This window comes from Nostoc sp. (assembly GCF_036917235.1).
In the GTDB taxonomy this organism is placed as follows: domain Bacteria; phylum Cyanobacteriota; class Cyanobacteriia; order Cyanobacteriales; family Nostocaceae; genus Nostoc.
On sequence record NZ_JBALDU010000039.1, the window covers coordinates 33,350 to 54,912 of the forward strand.

Sequence of the window (21,563 nt, forward strand, 5' to 3'; positions counted from 1 at the left end):
CTAAAATCAAAAATCTAAAAGAGAGAGTGAAGCACAATGCTAAAGTTCCTGAAACAAGTTGGTGATTACGCTAAAGAAACGGTACAAGCTGCGCGTTACATTGGTCAGGGTCTTTCTGTCACCTTTGACCACATGCGGCGGCGTCCAATTACTGTACAGTACCCTTACGAGAAACTAATTCCTGGCGAACGGTTTCGCGGTAGGATTCACTTTGAATTTGATAAGTGCATCGCTTGCGAAGTTTGCGTTCGCGTTTGTCCAATTAACCTACCTGTAGTAGATTGGGAATTCGACAAAGCCAGCAAAAAGAAAAAACTCAACCACTACAGTATTGACTTTGGAGTTTGTATCTTTTGCGGTAATTGTGTGGAATTTTGCCCCACTAACTGTCTATCTATGACAGAAGAATATGAGCTTGCCACTTACGATCGCCATGAATTGAACTACGACAACGTAGCGCTAGGTCGTCTGCCGTATAAAGTAACAGACGATCCAATGGTGACACCACTGCGCGAACTAGTTTACCTACCCAAAGGCGTCCTCGAACCACATGGACTGCCCGCAGATGCGCCACGTGCAGGTGCGCGTCCAGAAGACTTGGTAGAACAAACAGAAAAATAAATGTCATTTGTCATTTGTCCATTGTCCTTTCCTAATGATCAATGACCAATGACCAATGACTAATGACCAATGACAATTGACTAAGGACAAAAAACAGTGAATCTAGCAGAAGGAGTACAGTTAGTATCACTTGGCATACTGGGCGTGATGATGATTGGGGCAGCCATTGGTGTGGTGCTGTTCTCCAACATCGTCTATTCTGCCTTTTTGCTGGGGGGTGTGTTTATCAGCATAGCGGGGATCTACCTGTTGCTAAATGCTGATTTTGTTGCCGCCGCACAAATACTAATTTACGTTGGCGCGGTTAACGTGCTGATTTTGTTTGCCATTATGTTGGTGAACAAGCGTGAGGATTTTGTAGCATTTCCCAACTCTTGGGTGCGTAAAGTACTTACGGGTGTAGTCAGTGTAGGATTGTTTGGTCTTTTAAGTACGATGGTGCTGGCTACTCCTTGGGCGTACTCAACTGCTCCTGTAGTCGGTGGTGAAAGTTCTATTGTTTTGATTGGAGAGCATTTCTTCACTGACTTTTTACTACCTTTTGAATTAGCTTCCATTTTGCTGCTGATAGCGATGGTAGGAGCAATTATTTTGGCACGTCGTGAGTATTTGCCAGATCAACTGACACGATCCAATGTGGGGCAAACTGTTTTGACTTTACAAGAACGCCCCAGAGAACTAGTATCAACAACTAGCGAAACAAAAGAGTAATATTTGCAACCTGAGTCGCAGATAAACAGCCAGATTTTTTCAGGAGGGATACTCAGATTCATGCAACTCCAGTACTTTTTATTACTAGCAGCAGCTTTATTCTGCATTGGCATCTACGGTTTAATTACTAGCCGCAACGCTGTGCGGGTGCTGATGTCAATTGAATTACTGCTCAATGCTGTTAATCTGAATTTAATGGCATTTTCCAACTTCCTCGACTCAACATTAATTAAGGGTCAGGTTTTCACAGTATTTGTGATTACCGTGGCCGCAGCCGAGGCGGCGGTGGGTTTAGCGATCGTGCTGGCCATTTATCGCAACCGCGATACCGTCGATATGGAGCAGTTTAATCTCCTGAAGTGGTAATTGTGCGTGCAACTCAAGCAGGTAATCATTGCTTATAAAGCGCGGGATGCCCGAAGTAAACAATGGGCAGAAATCTGTGCGAAACAACTAGAAAGTCGCGATTGCCAAGTGTTGATGGGGCCTAGCGGGCCGAAAGACAACCCCTATCCAGTCTTTTTGGCTTCGGCGGGTCAACCAATCGATCTCGCTTTGGTACTCGGTGGCGATGGTACTGTTTTAACTGGTGCCAGACATTTAGCCCCAGCTGGTATCCCAATTCTGGGAGTGAATGTGGGAGGCCATCTGGGGTTTTTAACTGAGTCAGTGGAAGAGTTTCAGGATACAGAGAAAGTTTGGGATCGGCTGTTTGAGGATCGTTATGCTATCCAACGACGGATGATGTTGCAAGCTGCGGTGTATGAAGGTCATGGATCTAATTTGGAACCAGTAAGCGAACGTTATCTGGCTTTGAATGAATTCTGTGTCAAACCCGCCTCCGCTGACCGAATGATCACCTCAATCCTGGAAATGGAAATCGATGGTGAGGTAGTCGATCAATACGTCGGGGATGGGTTGATTATTTCCACTCCTACGGGTTCCACAGGTTACACCGTTTCTGCGAATGGGCCAATTATGCATGATGGTATGGAGGCGCTTACCATCACTCCTATTTGTGCAATGAGCCTTTCTAGTCGCCCCCTCGTTTTACCCCCTGGTTCTGTGGTGAGTATTTGGCCTTTGGGGGATTATGATTTGAGTACCAAGCTGTGGACAGATGGGGTTTTGGGAACTTCAATTTGGCCCGGACACCGTGTTGATGTACGGATGGCAGAGTGTCGGGCTAAATTTATTATTTTGCGCGAGAACAATTCCTACTATCAGACGCTACGGGAGAAGTTGCTGTGGGCAGGTACAAGGGTTCACTATAGCAATAATCACCGTAATTAATTAAGTATTGAGAGTGCATTTACCGCAGATTGCGATCGCATAACGACTGTAGGCGATCGCAACCAAAATTACCCAAGCCCCTGGATTTATCTGGGGGCTTTCTAGTTGGAAAGAGAAATATATACATAAATGTATTGGCTCTTTAAAGTTTAGAATAAAATCTCGCCTCACCTTAATTCAGTCCCAGTTCTTCCTTCAACGCCTCCGGTACATTAACTGCTGTCTCTAATCCCCGCACACCCTCCCACTGCTGCTTTTTACCCCAGATCATCTCTTCTAGATTGGCGTCGCTAAGGTCTGCACCACCCAGAATGGCGTAACTGAGGTTGCTATGGCTAAGATCCGCGCCGTTTAGGATAGCACCACTGAGGTTACTGCCACTGAGATTAGCATTGTTAAGGTTGGCATAGCTGAAGTCTGTGCCAAACAGGATAGCGTCGCTGAGGTCAGCGCCACTGAGGTCGGCGTCGTTAAGAATCACGCCGCTAAGGTCAGCATCGTTGAGAATCACCCGACTCAGGTCTACACCGCTGAGGTCAGCACCTAAGAACATTGCACCGTTAAGTCTGGCATTGTTAAGTTTGGCACCGTTAAGTTTGGCATAGCTGAGGTCTGCGGCAACCAGGATAGCATCGCTGAGGTTGGTACTGAAAAGAATTGTGTCACTAAGGTTAGTACCGTTGAGGATGGCGTGACTCAAATCAGCACCACTGAGGTCGGCGCGGCAAAGGTCGGCATGGCTAAGGCTGACCCGATTGAGATTGGCTTCACTCAGATTTGCACCGAAAAGGATAGCGTTACTTAGGTCAGCATGGCTGAGGTTAGTGCTGCTAAGGTCAGCGCGGTTAAGGTCGGCACGGCTAAGGTCGGCGCGGCTAAGGTTGGTATTGCTAAGGTCGGCGCGATTGAGGTCGGCGCGGCTAAGGTTGGCACAGCTAAGGTTAGCACCGCTGAGGTTGGTGCTACTGAGGTCGGCACCGCTGAGGTTAACACCGCTGAGGTTGGCACCGCTGAGGTTGGCATCGCCAAGGTTGGCACCGCTAAGGTTGGCACCGCTGAAGTTTACGCCAGTTAAGTTGGTATCACCGAGATAAGCTTGACTGAGGTCAGCACCGCTAAAGTCTGCCCCGGTAAGGTTGGCATCGCCGAGGTAAGCACCCCTAAAGTTACCGCCTTTGAGGAATTGTCCGACTATAGTGCTAAAGTTGCCAATTTCCAGGGCATCGCTATAATTGATAATCCGCAACAGTTGGGATGTGAAAAAATTGTCTGTGTCCGGTTGGGCAGATGGATAGAAGATGATTTTTTGTTTGAGTTCATCTTGCCCTTGGGCGTAACGGTGTAACTCTAGTAATAAAATCAGTACGTTCAGCCCTGTATATATGTCTACCTGTCTCAACCCGATCGCAATATTTTGTGCCGCTAGCTTTAACTTTGTTTTCTGAGGCAGGTTATCATCTGGTGTGCCATCGATAAATTCTCCCTGACACCAGCGACGATAAAAATCTTCTAGCCGACCAAAAAGCAATTCTGGACGAACTTTTTGACCAGTCACAACCAATTCCATTAGTTGGTTGACTATTTCAGGTTTCAGGGCACCACTGCCCAATAAATCATAAATCTCTTCATACATCTGGCGATCGCATACTTGAAAGCAAAACCCAGTGGGTAAAGCGCCCAATGTGCGATCGTCTATCTGAGAACTCAAACTGTTCTTTGGTATTGTCCATTTTTCTAAGCTTTTTTGCAGTCTTGAAGAGTATAAATATTCCTGCAAATTATCTTGAGCTAATCTTATGCTTTTGTCTGGTTCTTTAATATTTTTTCCTAGAGGTAAAACTGCCTCAGTTTCTAGGGATGTGGTTTTTGGTATCTCTTGTAACCTTGTACCCCTCACATAATTTCTCAGCAGTTGCCAAACTTGAGATAAATATGTTGACATTTTTGTTTCCGTTGTTACATTTAAATAACTGTTTTTGATAATCCTGAATTAAAAACTTTTCTATGCCAGTTTGCTTTGCATTCCCAATAATCAATAGTATAAATAAATACTATAGTAAAAAAATCATGAGTTGGCGATATTTAGGGCAAGCTACTTCTTATGAATTTGCCAACGGCGTTTCTAGATGGCGGCTTCTCGCTCACCTGTAGTAGCCTTAAGCTTCCTCTCATAATGTAAATGAAGTGTTAACTTTAAAATTATTTCCCAGCTCAACTAATTCTATGATTTAGCTAATTTGTGATACTTTTTCTCCAAGAAATTCCTTAGTCTGATGTAAAAATCATACTTACTGTTTGTGGAAGATGCAATTGTTAGGAAAAATCCTACACTAAAACAGCACAACAAAGCTGAAAAATGGCAACTAAAATTTAAGTCAAAAGTTTTTTGCCTAATATAAAGCAGCTAAGAGAATCGCCAGAGTACAGGCTATATGGCTTTGCAAAAGTTAAAAAATAACGAGAGATAGTTATCAGGTAATGAATGCGATGAACAGATTAACCTTTTATATGATTTTGTTACATAGTTTATTTTTAGGGATAGCGACAGCTAGCGCTAAGTCACCGTTTGTTAACAATGTTGATACAGCCAAGCATATTGTTGGAGAAGATGTGGTTACAGTCAGAGGTGCAGAGAAATCCAATAGTCAGTTATCGACAGAAACTTCTTCAACGAAAACCTCAGCCTTATCATCAAATAATATTAATATTCCTCAGAAACAGAGGCTACCGTTAAATCAAGTTTGGGTAGTTAATCAAAATAAACACGCACAGCCTCAACCGTTTATTTGGATAGTAAAAAACCTGAAACAAGCAGGTCAGCAACCATTTTTACAAGTTGCAAACCCCTCAGAGAAAGCAAATGCAAAGCCCAGTACTACCGCGAAACCAGCAGCAAAGGATGATTTAGAGCCATTTAACGAAGTAATTAAAAACACCCAAAAATCTGGGGGATTGTTCACCCTTTATCGTAATAAAGAAAAGAATAAGATTTATCTAGAAATTAAGCCAGAACAACTTAATAAAAATTACCTAGCTACGGCAACCCTGGAATCGGGTATTGGCGAACGGGGTATTTACAGTGGTATGCCTCTGCAAGATTTTTTGTTTTATTTCAAACGGGTGGATGATAAACTACACTTTGTCATTCGCAATGTGAATTTTCGCACTCGTGAGGGAGATCCCCAGGTGCGATCGCTGACGCGATCGTTTAGTGATTCTGTTCTCTACACCATTCCCATTAAAAGCATTCATCCAGAACGCAAAACTATTCTCATTGACTTAGAAGATTTGTTACTCACAGACTTAGCTGGATTATCTGTAGGTTTAGGAGTTCCAAAAACCACAAGCCAGTCCTATTTTGGTACTGCTAAAGCCTTTCCCCAAAACTTAGAAGTCGAGTCAATTTTGAACTACTCTAGTAGCGTTGACGGCGACAATGAAATTGCAGGCTTTGGGTCGCTAGCTGACAACCGTGGCTTTACCCTGCGCGTTCACTACAGTTTCTCCCAACTACCCGATCGAGATTATCGACCGCGCCTTGCTGACGATCGCATCGGCTATTTTATCACCGCCTACCAAGATTTATCCAAAGACGACGATCGCGGCGATTCTTTTGTCCGCTACATAAATCGCTGGGATTTAGAAAAACAAGACCCGAAAGCAGTCATTTCTCGTCCCAAAAAACCAATTGTTTTCTGGATTGATAACGCTGTACCCTTAGAGTACCGCGATGCCATGAAAGAAGGCGTTCTCATGTGGAACAAAGCCTTTCTCAAAGCCGGATTCAAGGATGCAATTGAAGTCCAACAAATGCCAGATGATGCCACCTGGGACCCGGCAGATATTCGTTACAACACGATTCGCTGGATCAACACAGTAGATGGCTACTTTGCAATGGGGCCATCCCGCGTTAACCCATTGACAGGGGAAATTTTGGATGCAGACATTCTCGTAGATGCTAGCTTTATCCGGGCACTCAGGGGTGAATATCGCAAAATCGTCCAACCCAGCCAAACAGAAAATCGCACGACTTTATCAGCTTTGATGCAAAATCGTCTACTCTGCGCCAATGGTTTAGATGGGAAAAACAATGGTATACCCCAGAAGATGCAAGGACAAGAGGGGTTGTTGAATCGTTTATCGAAAATGGCAGGCGAGTACGATTTATGCTATGGCATGGAAGCTGCTAACCAGTTTGCCTTTGGTTCACTGGCAATGTCACTGCTGCCTGATACTATGGCAACTCCAGACAAGGTAAAAGAATATATTAATCAATATTTACGTTTAATCATCGCTCACGAAGTTGGACATACTCTTGGTTTACGTCATAACTTCCGTGGTAGTACATTGCTACCACCACAGGAGATGAATAATACAGAAGTTACCAAAAATAAAGGTCTGACAACTTCTGTCATGGATTATATTCCCCCAAATATCGCCCCTCAAGGTACAAAACAAGGAGATTATTTTCCTACTATGGTGGGGCCTTATGATGACTGGGCAATTAAGTACGGCTACACAACAATTCAGACATCAACTCCTCTAGCAGAAAAGCCAATTTTGGAGGAAATTGCCGCACAATCCTACAAGCCAGAGTTGAGTTATTCCACAGATGAAGATGTATATGACCTCGACCCCACAGCTAATGCTTGGGATAACAGCGGTAATGTGCTGCTTTATTCTCAGTGGCAATTGAATAATTCGCGGGTGATGTGGGAACGTCTCGATAAGCGTTTCCCAATGGCTGGTGATAGTTATAGCGATGTCAGCGAACGTTTTAGTACAGTATTGGGTAACTATTTCCAGCAAATATATTTCACCACAAAATACATTGGGGGACAATCTTTCTATCGCATTCACCCCAGCGAGATACCTTCTGAAAAAGTCTCTGGAGTCCTCCAACACCGTTTACCATTTGAAGCAGTGCCAGTTGAAGAACAACGGCAAGCTTTAGAAACGCTACAAAAATATGTATTTGCAGAAGATGCCCTGAGTTTTTCACCAGAATTACTGAATAAATTAGCACCTTCCCGTTGGCGACATTGGGGTAGTTCTCCACAAGTTGGTCGTTTGGATTTTCCCATTCATGACTTGGTGCTACTGATGCAGGGTTCTGTGTTGCGAGATTTACTCTCAAGCGATCGCCTCTCTCGTCTCAAGGATATCGAACTCAAAACTCCCGAAGGAAAAGCACTGACTCTTCCTGAACTATTTGACACTTTACAGTCAGGTATTTGGACGGAAGTCATCAAACCAAAAGCTAAACCAATGAAGATTACCAGTTTGCGGCGAGGCTTGCAGCGTCAATATCTGGACATTTTGACTGGTATGGTATTGCGAAAAGAAAATGTTCCAGAAGATGCTCGCACTCTAGCTTGGTATAAGCTCAAACAACTGGATGAGAACCTTAAGGGGGTTAATTCCGAGGATGAATATACCAAAGCGCACTTATTAGAAACGCGCGATCGCATTGAGAAAGTGTTGAATGCGCCGTTGCAAACAAATTAAAAAACTTAGGAGTGAGGAGTTAATAGTAAAATTCCTAACTCCTCTTCTTCTGGCATGATTTTGACAAAATATATTTAGAGTGCCCATATAGGCTGAGAAAACAGTTTATATCAGCTAGAGATAAATTTCGCAATGTTGTAAAATCGGCATCACAAAAGGACAGTTGGCGAATTACGAATTAGAACGAAGCGACTTTACCCTTTGCTAATTCGCATAGAAAATATTACCGATATGTACGATGTAATTGTCAGGTTAGGGAACTCCAAAAAATAAATTATCCCAATTTCTAGACTCAACACGACTGTTCCTCCCCCTGCCCCCTGCTCCCTGCTCCCCTGCCTTAAATGCGATGGGATATTTTTTTAATTGGAAGTCCCTTACTGAGCCACAGCAAGCAGGACGCTGCAAAAGTCTGAGTAACTTTAGCTACCATAACATTGAATTGGCTTCTGTCTAGAAGTGTGAGGAGTAGGGGTGGATGAATTAGCAGTGAGGACTATTTGTCCTTTGGCGTTTAGCACTGCACCTGTAGCTTCAACAATGCGTTTGGGAGTGGAGGTAGTTAATTTACTAGTAACAGATGGTAAAGAACGGTTGTTGTTGCGGGGTTTAAGGGATACCCAATCTATTTGGACTGCATCAGGAGTGAGAATGTCTTTAGGATTGGGTGGTAAACCGCCGCGTCCAGCGATTACAAATCGATTTTGGGCGTAACCAGGACTGTAGCAACCTTGGGCTAACTTGGTATCAACTGGTGTTGTTGGCAATTCGCTTAATCCCTGGTTGGGGTCAACATAGGGCGTGTTTAATGTGACCTTTCCAGTTGCAACAATGTCACTTTCTAAGGTTTGCTGTTTCCGAAATTGAGTGCCAAAAATTCCTTGGGCATTGACTTGAATATTACTACCAGGAGTTCGCCCAAAGCCATTGGCAATAATATCACTGTTCTCGGAGGGGACAGCGACTAAGAATTTGGTATCGATGTTTATATTGCCGTCAAGTCCATTACTACCAGCAACACCACTAGTGGCAGAGATTAAACCCTGATAACGCAACATAAGTAAATTTTCTATATTTAGCCGAATATTTCCACCCTGACCTGTTCTGGATTCTGCAAATACACCTGTAGGTAAGCCATTGCTATTGATTCCATTTACTAAAAATTTATCGGTGGCTTGAATTGTTATAGCACCTGCATTTCCTTCTCCAAAACTGCTGGCAACTAATTGAGCGCCGCTCTTAAGTGTTAGTTCATTTGTGGTAATTCCAATGGTTCCGGCATTTCCCACTGCGTCTTTTTCCACTGCACTAAAAACACCACTTGATAAACCACTGATATCATTAGCACTAAATACTGCATTCTGAGTATTAAGATTGATACTACCTGCATTTCCTTTGCCAAAGGTGCTAGTAGTCAGTCGAGCGCCATTAGTGATACTGAGTAACCCAGATGTGATGTTTATATTTCCACTATTACCTAAAGCATTTGGGTTGATAGTTTGTTCGCGAGGCTCAATTGTGACTGTGGGACGCCCAGAGTCATCAAAATTGACTTTAATGATAGGCGCGGTTGTAGAACCTAGTGTGCTGAAGATGGCAGCATTACCAGCGAGGGAAACAGCATCTCGTGCCCGTACTGTCACATTCCCCGCATTCCCTAATCCCAATGTTGAGGCTTGAAGTTGAGCGCGATCGCCTAACAAGAAGGAACCGGAAATGATAGTAATATCACCCCCATTGCCAAGTGTCCCCGTTTGTACACTGCTGCTAATCCCACTGGCAAAACCGTTTTTCTCTCCAGCAATATCAACTTGACCACTAACATTAACATTGACATTCCCTGCATTCCCTGCATTCCCTAGTCCAAATATTGAGGTAGTAAGTTGAGCGCCATCGCGTAACGAGAACGAACCAGAATTGATAATAATATTACCTCCATTACCATCACCTATAGTAGCAGTGAATACTGCTGCGCCATCCCCAACAATTAATTTTCTGGCATTAATCCTTAAGTCTCCGCCATCTTTTGCACTTCTAGTCAGGCTTATTAAGCGAACAAAATTACCCTGTAATTCAACCGTATTACCCTGCACCTGGATATTGCCCCTACTATTATCTCCGTTACTAGCATCTACTTGAGATGAAATATTACTAATACCGTTAACATATCTCTCAAGGAGTTGAATATTTTTGAAATTTTGGACATTTTCATATCCCAAAATCCAGCCTTGGTTTATTGAATTGAGACTAACCAGACTATTAGCAGCAACACTTCCTAGCTCAATTCTTCCTGCTGTTAAATTACCGCCCTCTAGCGTTATGTCACCGCCTACAATTGCCAAGGTTTTGCCTGTTTGCACCTGTAAGCCAACAGGTCTATTAAAACTATTAAAACTATTATTTGGGCTTGCTTGGGATTGATTGCGGATAGGAGCCGCAGTTACTCCGAATTGTAAACCAATCGGCACGCTGACGGTCAGCAAGGGAGTAGTAGAAGTATCAGGTTTAGTATTAAAAACCGTGCCATCGGCAAATAATAGACTATTAGCTGTAGAAGCTACAAATGAACCACCAATATTTAAGCTGGCATTAGGACCAAAAATAATCCCATTTGGATTTATCAGAAACAGGTCAGCCGTACCAAGATCGCGAATTAACCCATCAATATTAGAAATTGACCTACCCGTTACTCGGCTAATAATATTTTGAATATCTACAGCATTATTAAAAGAAGCAGTGTGACCAGTAAGCACAGAAAACTGGTCAAAACTGTGAAACAAATTATGTCCTGCTTGCGTTCCTCCAGTAATATTGAAAATGTTCCCATCCGTTGTAACCCTAGAGTTATTAGGCAAGCTGGTATCCGGGATAATTTGGGCAAAAACACGCTCTTGCAAGGAAGCAATTAACATACTTGCCATTAAGCAACTGACTGATGTTACAAATTTACTACACCAATACTGCCAATTTTGAGTTATTCCTGACATAGCACCCCTAATAAATCAGTAACTTCACCGTGTGACCGAATAATTAATAATTCACGTTTAATGTGAATTAAGTGTTGAAACCCATGTAATTGCGTTAATAATTTCAAAATTATGATTTTAGACAATCTCAAAACCCTTACGGTACAAGAGGCGTTTTTAATTCACATCAGGCGTAATTCATAATTCATAATTAATGGTCACAGAGCAAATAAATTTATTTATGGAAATGATGGAAAGCGCAGCATCATTCTCTTACAAAGTAATGATACCTGCTGCGGGCTGCGCCAACGGAGTCAGCCTTATCTGTGACTTCTCTTCAAATGGAGCAATTTGGTGCGTGGGATACTAATTATGAATATATAGTGCGATCGCTTAAGTTGTTGCTCCGCCGAAGCAGCGATATCTAGCAACAAATCGCTTTGCGTCTACGCACTCTCCAACAAAGCGGTCTCCCTCGTGACGGGAGCAGTCTTCCTCGCAACGGGAGCGGTCTTCTTCGCAACGGAAGCGGTCTTCTTCGCAACGGAAGCGGTCTTCCTCGCAACGGGAGCGGTCTTCCTCGCAACGGGAGCGGTCTTCCTCGTGACGATTTACTATCAAAGGATAAATAAAAAACTCAAAATGAGGCAGCAGATGATCAAGTTTCCTCCTGCTACCTCTGCATTATCTTAACTACTCAATGCTTTTAAAAACCGTTGCAAACTCTTAAATACACTGGGCTTTCTCGTAGGTGTCGCGTCTGTTGTTTGCGGTTGTCCTTTTAAAACAATGAGATCCAAATCATCACCAGATGGTTTTGTGGGTAATTCGGCAATTCTTTGATATTCGCCTTTGGTTTCCAGCCAAACTTCCCACTGTCCTGGGTAGCAGCGATATAAAGCACTTTGATCGTCTATGGGGCGCACGTAATAGGCAGATTCAATGGTACTGATAAAGCGATCGCGGATTTTTCTGGCTGTATAACCAATGCCCACGGTTCCAGAATCTTCTAAGCGAGGATTTAACAAGACTAAAGGGCGATCGCCTATTACTTCACACAGCTTTTCCAACTGCGGCACTTCTACGGATGTGGGGGCGATGAATAAGAAAATTTCATCCTCTGGCTGAATTTTTGTCTGCAAGGAAGCAGCCCTACCCGTACCAATATCCAAAATTTGAAATGGTGCATCTGCCCAATCACGGCGGGCTAGGGCCGCAGCGCCAGCGTCAGCAAAGAAAATCTTCAAACGGGAATCATAATCTGTAAACGCCGGTAGAAATTGTTCCGCTACCGGCATAAACTTCAGTTCCGGGAACAGGAACTCAACTTGTAAGCGAGTACAGCCATCTGTAAGGGCAGCTTGGACGGCTAAACGAGATTGGGCGATCGCATCTTCAAGCGTATTTGGAAGTTCACTCATAATCTGCATGGTTCTGTAGTGTCTACTCCCATTCTTTCAGTATTGGCTCTTAATTAGGACTTACGCAGACGAGATTTCCTAATCCCCTGAAAACGCAGGGCTGTTTCATGGAGTGTTCCTCTAATAATATAAATCCTCAAATATCTCCATTAAACTCAGTCGTCAGCAGGAGGATACTTAGCGCAATATTTTTTACACTAGAAAATAAACCTTATAAACAACTTAGGAACAGCGTATGCCTCTTCATAAACTTGAACATTTTGACCAAAATTATCGAGACACTTTTGGCGGAGACGATCTCAAAGCGCTGGATCTCTATACTGGCGGAGGGGACAGAGTTGGCTCAGTTGCTGACGTTTTAGTTGATGATGATGGTCATTTCCGGTATTTAATTATTGATATAAGCTTAGATTTTGTTAACAAGAAAATATTACTACCAATTGGTCTTTGCCGGATCAGCTATCCAGAAAGACGTGTCTATGTTGACGGGTTAAGCAGACAGCAAATAGAGGGTTTACCCGATCACACAGAAGATGCGCTCGTTAATAATGATTACGAAGAAAAGGTACGTAGTGTATTTCGTTCTCCAACCAGCGGTGTGACTTACGATCGCGATACATACAATTACCAAGAAGATCCAGATTTGTATGGTTTGAATGAGCAATCTCATCAGACTTTTAAACTCTATGAAGAACGATTAATTGCCAGCAAACAACGCATCAAAACCGGAGAAGTAACGGTTGGGAAGCATATTGAAACAGAAACTGTAAGCGTTACAGTACCCGTTCAAAAAGAACGAGTTGTGATTGAGCGAGTGACGCCAACAGAAGCAGGAAAGGCTATAAATCCCAATGAACTTAAGTTTCAAGAAGGGGAAGTAGCACGCATAGAAGTGTACGAAGAAACTCCTGAGATACATAAAGAAGCATTTGTGCGTGAAGAAGTCCGGGTGAAAAAAGTAGTAGAACGGAACACTGTAGAAGCACAAGACACCATTCGTCGAGAGGAATTAGATGTTGATACTGTGGGTAATTTAGACGTGCAATAAAATGCGATCGCTAGACACGAAGCTATTTAATTAGCTAGCTCATAAATTTGTTTAATAGATTTAGTTGAAATATTCATACAGGCAAAGTTAATTTTTATCTCTGCCTGTGTTTATTTTATTCAACAACAAGATTCCCGAATTCTTATAATTAGGGAATTTTTCTATTCAAAAAATTTGCATTCATTTTTTATATCTTTAAAGAGCCAAAACTTTGCAGCGAAAAAAATATAATATCTCTGGCAAATTCCGTGTAACAAAGCTAGACATATCTTTACAAAACTAAAGTGAGATGCTCCTAATTTCGTGTCTTTAGTTAGCCATGTCGCTTAAAAATCTCTCTAACTTTCGATTATTTAACCCTGGAAATAATTCATTCGACAGAAGGATGTACAAAAATAAATAAATGTCTAGTTTAGATATGAAGAGATGAAAAAAAATATTTGAGGTTAAAACATAATGGTTCTTTACAAATTAGAAGATTTTGAGCCTAGCTATCAAGAGAGTTTTGATGGTCATGACATTAAAGGGCTGGGTGTATATACACAGGGAAATGATGAAAAAGTTGGTACTGTTAGCGATGTTTTAGTTGATGAAGAAGGTCATTTTCGCTATCTAATTGTTGACTTAGGCTTCTGGATTTTCGGTAAAAAAGTATTACTACCAATTGGCCGCGCCCGTGTCGACTATAATACCGATCGGGTTTACACAATTGGTTTGACTAGGGAGCAAGCTGAAGATTTGCCTGAGTTCGATGAACGTCAAACCCTTGATTACGATTATGAAGAACGGGTGCGTGGGGTATATCGCCAACCCACAGACTACAACCTTCCTGTAGAAGCTGCAACACCATTAGACCCTTTAGCAGGATTAGATCCTTTAGGAGCGCCTGTAGCAGCATTAGGTACAACTCCTACTTACGCCCGTGATAGCTACACTTACGAAAATGAGCCTGCTTTATACGGGTTAAATGAGCAAGATCATCAAACTCTGAGATTGTATGAAGAACGGCTGATTGCCAGCAAACGACGCCAAAAAACTGGAGAAGTAACGATTGGCAAGCGTGTTGAAACTGATACCGCACGGGTTGCAGTGCCAGTAGAAAGAGAACGAGTTGTAATTGAACGTGTAACTCCAGCAGATGCGGGTACGGCTGTTTCTGGGCGCGAAGCAGACTTCCGTGAAGGCGAAGTTGCTCGCATAGAACTCCACGAAGAAACTCCTGAAATTCGCAAAGAAGCATTTTTGCGTGAAGAAGTCAGAGTTAGAAAAGTGGTCGATCAAGACACAGTTGAAACTCAAGAAACCGTGCGTCGTGAAGAGTTAGATGTGAATTCTGCTAATCTTCCCATTGAAGAACGCTAACTAAAAATAGTCATTAGTTAATGGCTAATGACTAATAATTAATTCTACACAGTATATGTGAAGTAATTGAATTAGCTTGACCTTTGCTCACAATAGCTGATAGCACTTACAATACTTTTCAGATAAACCCAACAATCTCTCTTTTGGTCTGGGGAAAGGTTAAGGGAAAAGGGATAAAGGGAAATTCAAACCCTTACCCTTTACCCCTTAACCGAAAAGCATTGATATAATATCACTCAGAATTTTTGATTGCAAATATTACTCTGGATATGAGTTGGATAAAACCAGCGATCGCAAATATTTTCTAAATGGTATCCAGATGACTAATACATTTAATTTAGCTAAGTAGAAAGCAGTTAGTAAACTCCCCAGATGAATAGCCAAACTATCGCAAAAAACACTTTACAGGCAAAGGGTAATTCTCGCACTATCTCCTCGCTGGCAGATTTAAGAAAGAAGGTGAACAATTTTGCTGTGTTTGATAAGCAAGGTCAGCTAGTAGGAGTAGTTCATGATTTAATTGTGGATGGTAATCGTCGGCTAAACCTCGTTATCTCTAAACAGGCTAATCAACAAACTGGTGAATATAGCCAGCAGTTAGCCGATCAACATCCTTCTTTATTTCGGTTGCAGAGCCAGAGAATAAAACAAATAGACAAGCCGACTAAATCTGTTTTTATAGACTTAAACAAATCAGAAATTGAATATATGCCTGAATATTTAGAATCAGAAACACCAGGCGATTTTAACTCAACTGAGCAAATAGTTAGCAATCAAATTACAAATAGCCCAGTTGAGCCATTAAAGAATTTAGAACAGGTTCCTGAAGAACAGATTATTCGTCTACTAGAAGAACGACTATTTGTTGAAAGCAGTAAGCGTAAAGTTGGTGAGGTAATTGTTCGCAAAGTAATTGAAACCCGGATGGTACAAGTTCCTGTCCGGCGCGAAAGGCTGATTGTGGAACAAATTAGCCCAGAACACAAACAACTCGCAGAAATTGATTTAGGACAAGGAGAAATTGCTGGGCTTGATTTGACCGAAGTCGAAAAACTTGAAGCTACACATAACAACGGTTTGACGGTAAGCGGCGAGTTTAGCTCACCTAAAATTGCTAATTTATTATTGAATGCGATCGCACTAGAACGAAATAACGGCTGTAAGCAGGTGCGTGTTACCATTGCTGTTGAAGATGAGTCGCACCAAAAAAAATACCAAGAGTGGTTTGACCGCTGTTCTAAAGGTCAATCACTAAAGTCATAACAATAAGTTTCTAGCAGATAAATTAGTAGGGTGGGCATTGCTCACTCTATTTTTTTGCTGATTTACAGCAGCGCAAGTTATGTCTCAATACGCTTAAGTTGTGTAGCTTAGGGAGCCACTGCGCCCTTACGGTTTCCCGACTTGTTCGCTCTTAGCGTTCCCCTTGGTGCAGCCTCTCGTAGAGAAGGGTGTAGACCCGTTCGCGGAGCGTCTCGTAGAGAAGGGGCTTCTCGTTCGCGTAGCGTCTCCGACAGGATGAAGAGTAACCCGACAATTTTCATAGCTTTGTTGGGTTGCGCTTTGCTTCACCCAACCTACAATTTTTCACAAAGCCAAGCGTATTGAGTTATGTCTTAGATTCAAGAATCCTCGTCCATTTATAGCGGGAAATGTCAAAATACTAAGCAGTTGCCGTTCTTTTGGCTACTTGCAATGAAATTTCGACTAAAGAGACTTTCACCCAAGAAACGACAGCGTCCGATCCCACCGATTAAGATTCAAGTTCAAAATGGAAAATTTGAGATTATAGGTATGGGTGCATGGCATTCCTACTGGCGCGATCCTTATCATCTGCTGCTAACGATTCCCTGGACTGGCTTTCTGCTGCTGACTTGTACTTTCTATATAACTATTAATGCTCTATTTGCCCTAGCTTACTTGATAGGAGGAGATTGTATTGCCAATGCCCAACCTGGCTCTTTTTTAGATGTCTTTTTCTTTAGCGTCCAAACCTTAGCTTCTATTGGCTATGGGGCAATGTATCCGAAAACAACTTACGCCAACATTATTGTCACTATTGAAGCAATGATCGGTTTGGTGGGAATTGCTGTGATGACAGGACTAGCCTTTGCTCGGTTCTCTCGACCTACAGCCCGTGTACTCTTTAGCCGTGTTGCTGTCATTACAGCTCATAATGCGATGCCGACTCTGATATTTCGCAGCGCTAATCGGCGTCGCAATACGATTCTGGAGGCGCAGATGCGAGTCTACTTGATGCGCGACGAAGTAACCTTAGAAGGACAATTCATGCGCCGATTCCACGATCTCAAACTGCTGAGGAACCAAACACCTAGCTTCACCTTAAGCTGGTCAGTGATGCATGTCATTGATGAGTTTAGTCCTTTATATGGGATGACACCAGAATCGTTAACTCAGACAAATACTATACTGATTGTCTCTTTGAGTGGCATTGATGAAACGGTTGCCCAGGTTGTTCATGCCCGTCATAGCTATAGTGCGAATGAGATTTTGTGGAACAATCAATTTGTCGATATCTTTTATCACACACCCGATGGACATCGCTACATTGATTACAACCGCTTCCACGATGTTTTACCCTTAGAGTAAAGGGGTGAAATTTCTGAAAGTTACTCGGAAGTCGGATTCAGTGGTGGTTGTAAGGGTTTAACGACCACCCGGCCATTTTCAATTACAGTGCAATTTTTAACCGTGCTCTTACTGTGGTTAACTGGCACATCCTGGCACTGGTTTTGGTGGGAGATATTTTGCTCTTGTTGTTGGTTGAGGACGACAACACAACAGGCGCAGGAAGCAAAGGACATATAACTTAATTTTGATCTCTATATCTATTATCGCGCTACTGATGCTGTTTGACTGAAAAATTTGCTACTCATATATTTTGATTGTTCAAAGCTCCTGTCAAATTTATGGTAAGTACTTGCTTTATTGTGCTTGTAGCCTGTTTGATATATCTAAACCAATTCAACAGGAAAGCGGTTATAGATCCCGCCCCGCTTTCCTCCCTGCTTAAACAAGTTTAAGCAGGGTTAGATAGTGGGTTTTTCTAATGAAAAAATTTTTGAGATATCTGGGTTTAGGTTTGCTATCTACGTTCTTGACTGCTACTCCCGGATTGGGGGCTGAACGCATTAGCTTTTATTATCCTCCCTTCGGCGAATTTTCCTTATCGGTGGATTCGCTGGAAACCTTTGCAAAAGAAGGCAAAATCGATCAAGATTTGTCATTTTATGCTAGCCGTGCTACTCCTGAACAACTCGCTCAACTGCGGGATCTACTCCAGCAACGCTTTAATCTCACTCCTACACTAGTATCTCAAGTTACCTACTCACCAATAGGCGAGCAACTGGTGCAACAACTAGGAAAATTACTCCTCACTGAGTCTCGAAAGAATGGCTTCTATGCCATACGTGCCTCTTTAATTTTGGCTGCTGCCGATCGCCAAGAGGGGTTAACGGTTGTGAATTTACTACGGAAATTTCCTAGTGATACTATACGGGTGAATTTCACAGAGGGGTTGAGGATAGTCGATGACTTGTCGCAATTGATTAAAAAAAAGGATGAGGTTTTTGCCTCTCTGCAAAAAGAAGCGATCGCTCAAGCAGCCACTGACAAAATTGATTTCTCCCAAAAACCAGATTTGCGATCGCCAGGAAAATTCACCTGGCAGAAAAAAAGCCTGGAGTTAAATGACATTTCTCGCTCACGCCGTCTACCTGTGGATATCTATCTGCCATCAGCCGATTCACAAAGCACTGGAGAATTATTCTCGCCTCCCTTTCCCCTGATTGTAATTTCTCACGGACTGGCCTCAGATCGCTCTACCTTTGTCTATCTGGCTGAACATCTAGCATCCTATGGTTTTGCCGTTGCTGTACTGGAACACCCTGGTAGTAATGCAGAACGTTTTCAACAATATTTTGCGGGTTTGGCAGGGCCGCCTGATGCAGCAGAATTTATCAACCGACCTTTGGATATCAAATATCTACTCAATGAACTCCAGCGTCTAGATAAATCCGATCCCACTCTCCAGGGAAAATTCAATTTTCAGCAAGTTGGGGCGATCGGTCAATCCTTTGGTGGTTATACTGTTTTGACTTTAGCAGGAGCCAATATTAACTTTGAGCAATTGCGCCAAGATTGTAATCCCGATAATTCATCCTTTAATTTGTCACTGTTTTTGCAGTGTCAAGCAAACGATTTACCTCCAAAGAATTACGAACTCAAAGACGATCGCATCAAAGCCGTCATTGCGATTAATCCCATTGACAGCTCAGTTTTGGGTCAGGGGGGAGTCAGTCAAATTAAAATTCCCGTCATGCTGGTAGCGGGTAGTCAGGATGTTTTTGCACCACCGGTATTTGAGCAAATTCGCCCCTTTACCTGGCTTTCTGACTCCAATAAGTACTTGGCTTTGATTGAAAATGCCACCCACTTTTCAGCGATCGCTGAACCTACTCCTCAAAATGATGTCTTACCTGTGCCACCTGCCTTACTAGGCCCCGATCGTGCTGCTGTTTATTCCTATCTCAACGCCCTCAGCGTCGCTTTTTTAGAAACCCATCTTCTCAACCGCCCTGAATACCGTTCCTATTTGCAGCCTTCCTACGCCACGTTTATCAGCAAAGAGCCGCTTAATCTCAGTATTTTACAGTCGTTGTCGGTAGCTCAGTTTAATCAAGTTTGGAGTGGGTCAACTGCCCAGTCTAGCAAACCATCAAATCCTCAACCTACTTCTACCCCTTATCAACCTTTGAGGCAATGAAACAGCCCTGTTGCTTTTGTAGGGTTGCAGGGGGATTGGAGGGATCAAAAGCCCTCACCCTAAATCCCTCTCCCAAAGGCTACGGTGTACACACAAGTCGAAAAATCCTCTACAGTAAAACTGTCACGCCCACCCATATCCCGCCCAGAACTGAAGTTCAGGGCTGATAGCTAAACTCCACTGAAAGTGGACTAAATAATTAATTCAGTCCACTTTCAGTGGACTTGGGCTATGAGACTCGGAATTCATTCCGAGGCGGGATAAAAACACAGTGCGAGATTCATTAATAAACAAAGATATGGCTGCGGCAAGACTTGTGTGTACACCGTAGCTCCCAAAGGAGAGGGACTTTGAAATGGACTTTAAAATTGGTGCCCCTTCTCCCAAGTGTGGGAGAAGGGGTTGGGGGATGTAGCATTGCTTCTTGAAGGGTGGGCTAGTTTTACATTCGTGCAAGAGGTCTATAGAACCCAGTGACACATCTAAAATTGTTTGAATTTCCTCATACTTGTAGCCTTGATAAACCAATTTGACTGCCAACGCTTTCCTCACCTCACGTGCATCTGGGCGATCATCTATAAATTCTTGTAGTTCTGTGATCGCGGCTTGTAGATGCTGGTTTATCATTGTTAGCTATTAGACAGATATCTCTGTCCGTATTATCTCGTAGTTTTTTTCAGAAATAAAATATGATTCCTATAGTGTAATAGAATGCCCTTACGCATGGTCTATTAAATTAAAAACTGCTTTCTAAGGAATGTTCATTTGTGGTTTAATTAATTAGCTAAGTAGGTAGCCAAGATAAAACCAATATATGTTTAGTTTTGTAAAAACGGTAAAGTAACGGATTTGTAAGGTATCTACAGAATTTACATTTCGTTACATACATGGAAATTTTCTCGCCCACTTACTTACTTAATTACTTACTTATTTAGTAACAGATGCGTTCGATGTTCCGCTACTGAAAGAACTATTAGGAGTGGTGAGAGCCTGAGCCACGGCAGAAGTCGAGAGGTTGAAGAGGGGCACCGGCACGCCTGAAACCACAACCAAAGCGCCGGTTGCCGTACTTGATACGCTTGCAGAAGCCTTGCTGGAGAATCCACCAAGAACTTTTTCAGAGGTATTTTCCAAGTACTTTAGATCAGAAATAATCATTTGAGCTTCTCCTGAAATTTGTAATTTGTTTGCGTATCTTTGGCGTAAGCAACTTGTTTGTGTTGCTTAGTAGTAGTCTACCAAGGCAACTTTGCTAGGTGATTGAAGCTAAAAATGCTAAGGGACTTCCAAATAAAAAAACATCCCAAATTTTATTGTGGAATGCTTCTCCTCACCCGTCCTATATTCAGGGCGGGCAGGATTCCTACCCCATTTGAGCTTAACTTGACACCTATGGCTTCAAGTACACCTCACTAGGCAAAGTTTGATTGTCGAACTACTAGACAGCAGTAGTAGATCCGTCCGCTTGTGCTTGACTGGCAGAAACAATAGGACTGGTGGCGAACTGAGCCTGGGCACTAGACACGAGGCTGAATTGGGGCACGGCCACGCCTGCAACCGTAATCGTAGCGCCGTTTGCGGTACCTGTTGCGAATGCAAAACCAGTGCTCGAGAATGCACCACCAATAACTTCTTCAGAGGTATTTTCCAAGTACTTTAGATCAGAAATAATCATTTGAGTTTCTCCTGAAATTTATAATTTGTTTGCGTATCTTTGGCGTAAGCAACTTGTTTGTGTTGCCTACTAGTAGCCTACCAAGGCAACTTTGCTAGGTGATTGAAGCTAAAAATGCTAAGGGACTTCCAAATAAAAAAACATCCCAAATTTTATTGTGGAATGCTTCTCC

General features: G+C 42.6%; 17 protein-coding genes and 1 pseudogene. 10 read left to right on the forward strand and 8 right to left on the reverse strand.

Features of this window, described 5'->3' with window-relative positions:
• The first annotated feature begins 36 nt into the window (after window positions 1-36).
• From ndhI to V7K44_RS13905, 4 genes are all read left to right on the forward strand, one after another.
• The gene (gene ndhI, locus V7K44_RS13890) at window positions 37-621 is read left to right on the forward strand and encodes an NAD(P)H-quinone oxidoreductase subunit I (protein ID WP_179068289.1); all 585 of its coding nucleotides are present in this window, start codon (window positions 37-39) and stop codon (window positions 619-621) included.
• A 96-nt stretch (window positions 622-717) separates the two neighbouring features.
• Window positions 718-1,332 (forward strand): NADH-quinone oxidoreductase subunit J, encoded by a 615-nt coding sequence (locus V7K44_RS13895; RefSeq protein ID WP_334932311.1) that lies wholly within the window; start codon window positions 718-720, stop codon window positions 1,330-1,332.
• Window positions 1,333-1,392: 60 nt separating this feature from the next.
• Window positions 1,393-1,698 carry an NADH-quinone oxidoreductase subunit NuoK gene (gene nuoK, locus V7K44_RS13900; RefSeq protein WP_006199065.1) on the forward strand — a complete coding sequence of 102 codons (306 nt, stop codon included), beginning with the start codon at window positions 1,393-1,395 and terminating at the stop codon, window positions 1,696-1,698.
• Window positions 1,699-1,704: 6 nt separating this feature from the next.
• Entirely contained in the window at window positions 1,705-2,625 is a 921-nt protein-coding gene (locus V7K44_RS13905) for an NAD(+) kinase (RefSeq protein WP_099102632.1), read from the forward strand.
• On the opposite strand, the gene V7K44_RS13910 is transcribed toward V7K44_RS13905, so the two are convergent.
• The gene (locus tag V7K44_RS13910) at window positions 2,626-2,796 is read right to left on the reverse strand and encodes a hypothetical protein (RefSeq protein ID WP_334932313.1); all 171 of its coding nucleotides are present in this window, start codon (window positions 2,794-2,796) and stop codon (window positions 2,626-2,628) included.
• Window position 2,797: 1 nt separating this feature from the next.
• A complete protein-coding gene (locus V7K44_RS13915; RefSeq protein WP_334932315.1) occupies window positions 2,798-4,567 on the reverse strand; it encodes a pentapeptide repeat-containing protein in 1,770 nt (589 codons plus the stop codon).
• 545 nt (window positions 4,568-5,112) lie between these two features.
• Between V7K44_RS13915 and V7K44_RS13920 the strand changes: the two genes are divergently transcribed.
• Window positions 5,113-8,133: a zinc-dependent metalloprotease gene (locus V7K44_RS13920; RefSeq protein ID WP_334932317.1), complete on the forward strand. Its 3,021-nt coding sequence runs from the start codon at window positions 5,113-5,115 to the stop codon at window positions 8,131-8,133.
• Window positions 8,134-8,555: 422 nt separating this feature from the next.
• Here V7K44_RS13920 and V7K44_RS13925 read toward each other — a convergent pair whose 3' ends face one another.
• From V7K44_RS13925 to V7K44_RS13935, 3 genes are all read right to left on the reverse strand, one after another.
• Window positions 8,556-11,120 (reverse strand): two-partner secretion domain-containing protein, encoded by a 2,565-nt coding sequence (locus tag V7K44_RS13925; RefSeq protein ID WP_334932319.1) that lies wholly within the window; start codon window positions 11,118-11,120, stop codon window positions 8,556-8,558.
• Between the two features lie 372 nt (window positions 11,121-11,492).
• On the reverse strand, window positions 11,493-11,720 hold the full coding sequence (locus V7K44_RS13930; protein WP_334932321.1) for a hypothetical protein: 228 nt from the start codon (window positions 11,718-11,720) through the stop codon (window positions 11,493-11,495).
• Window positions 11,721-11,788: 68 nt separating this feature from the next.
• Entirely contained in the window at window positions 11,789-12,520 is a 732-nt protein-coding gene (locus tag V7K44_RS13935) for a DUF1995 family protein (protein ID WP_334932323.1), read from the reverse strand.
• 235 nt (window positions 12,521-12,755) lie between these two features.
• Here V7K44_RS13935 and V7K44_RS13940 point away from each other — a divergent pair, with 235 nt between their 5' ends.
• From V7K44_RS13940 to V7K44_RS13960, 5 genes are all read left to right on the forward strand, one after another.
• Window positions 12,756-13,568 (forward strand): DUF2382 domain-containing protein, encoded by an 813-nt coding sequence (locus tag V7K44_RS13940; RefSeq protein ID WP_334932325.1) that lies wholly within the window; start codon window positions 12,756-12,758, stop codon window positions 13,566-13,568.
• A gap of 456 nt (window positions 13,569-14,024) precedes the next feature.
• The gene (locus V7K44_RS13945) at window positions 14,025-14,930 is read left to right on the forward strand and encodes a DUF2382 domain-containing protein (protein ID WP_334932327.1); all 906 of its coding nucleotides are present in this window, start codon (window positions 14,025-14,027) and stop codon (window positions 14,928-14,930) included.
• Window positions 14,931-15,302: 372 nt separating this feature from the next.
• Window positions 15,303-16,193 carry a YsnF/AvaK domain-containing protein gene (locus tag V7K44_RS13950; RefSeq protein ID WP_334932329.1) on the forward strand — a complete coding sequence of 297 codons (891 nt, stop codon included), beginning with the start codon at window positions 15,303-15,305 and terminating at the stop codon, window positions 16,191-16,193.
• Between the two features lie 432 nt (window positions 16,194-16,625).
• Window positions 16,626-17,540 (forward strand): ion channel, encoded by a 915-nt coding sequence (locus V7K44_RS13955; RefSeq protein ID WP_334932331.1) that lies wholly within the window; start codon window positions 16,626-16,628, stop codon window positions 17,538-17,540.
• A 460-nt stretch (window positions 17,541-18,000) separates the two neighbouring features.
• Entirely contained in the window at window positions 18,001-19,716 is a 1,716-nt protein-coding gene (locus V7K44_RS13960) for an alpha/beta hydrolase (protein WP_334932333.1), read from the forward strand.
• Window positions 19,717-20,178: 462 nt separating this feature from the next.
• On the opposite strand, the pseudogene V7K44_RS13965 reads toward V7K44_RS13960, so the two are convergent.
• From V7K44_RS13965 to V7K44_RS13975, 3 genes and pseudogenes are all read right to left on the reverse strand, one after another.
• Window positions 20,179-20,319: pseudogene (locus V7K44_RS13965) on the reverse strand (helix-turn-helix domain-containing protein); the annotation flags it as partial.
• A 324-nt stretch (window positions 20,320-20,643) separates the two neighbouring features.
• Window positions 20,644-20,874 carry a hypothetical protein gene (locus V7K44_RS13970; RefSeq protein ID WP_334932335.1) on the reverse strand — a complete coding sequence of 77 codons (231 nt, stop codon included), beginning with the start codon at window positions 20,872-20,874 and terminating at the stop codon, window positions 20,644-20,646.
• Between the two features lie 280 nt (window positions 20,875-21,154).
• Entirely contained in the window at window positions 21,155-21,391 is a 237-nt protein-coding gene (locus V7K44_RS13975; RefSeq protein WP_334932337.1) for a hypothetical protein, read from the reverse strand.
• Between the last annotated feature and the right edge of the window lie 172 nt (window positions 21,392-21,563).

Coding starts and splice junctions, on each gene's coding strand:
- V7K44_RS13975 (WP_334932337.1), bottom strand. CDS start 21,391: ATGATTATTTCTGATCTAAAGTACTTGGAAAATACCTCTGAAGAAGTT.
- V7K44_RS13940 (WP_334932325.1), top strand. CDS start 12,756: ATGCCTCTTCATAAACTTGAACATTTTGACCAAAATTATCGAGACACT.
- V7K44_RS13960 (WP_334932333.1), top strand. CDS start 18,001: ATGAAAAAATTTTTGAGATATCTGGGTTTAGGTTTGCTATCTACGTTC.
- ndhI (WP_179068289.1), top strand. CDS start 37: ATGCTAAAGTTCCTGAAACAAGTTGGTGATTACGCTAAAGAAACGGTA.
- V7K44_RS13920 (WP_334932317.1), top strand. CDS start 5,113: ATGAACAGATTAACCTTTTATATGATTTTGTTACATAGTTTATTTTTA.
- V7K44_RS13970 (WP_334932335.1), bottom strand. CDS start 20,874: ATGATTATTTCTGATCTAAAGTACTTGGAAAATACCTCTGAAAAAGTT.
- V7K44_RS13915 (WP_334932315.1), bottom strand. CDS start 4,567: ATGTCAACATATTTATCTCAAGTTTGGCAACTGCTGAGAAATTATGTG.
- nuoK (WP_006199065.1), top strand. CDS start 1,393: ATGCAACTCCAGTACTTTTTATTACTAGCAGCAGCTTTATTCTGCATT.
- V7K44_RS13935 (WP_334932323.1), bottom strand. CDS start 12,520: ATGAGTGAACTTCCAAATACGCTTGAAGATGCGATCGCCCAATCTCGT.
- V7K44_RS13950 (WP_334932329.1), top strand. CDS start 15,303: ATGAATAGCCAAACTATCGCAAAAAACACTTTACAGGCAAAGGGTAAT.
- V7K44_RS13955 (WP_334932331.1), top strand. CDS start 16,626: ATGAAATTTCGACTAAAGAGACTTTCACCCAAGAAACGACAGCGTCCG.
- V7K44_RS13925 (WP_334932319.1), bottom strand. CDS start 11,120: ATGTCAGGAATAACTCAAAATTGGCAGTATTGGTGTAGTAAATTTGTA.
- V7K44_RS13945 (WP_334932327.1), top strand. CDS start 14,025: ATGGTTCTTTACAAATTAGAAGATTTTGAGCCTAGCTATCAAGAGAGT.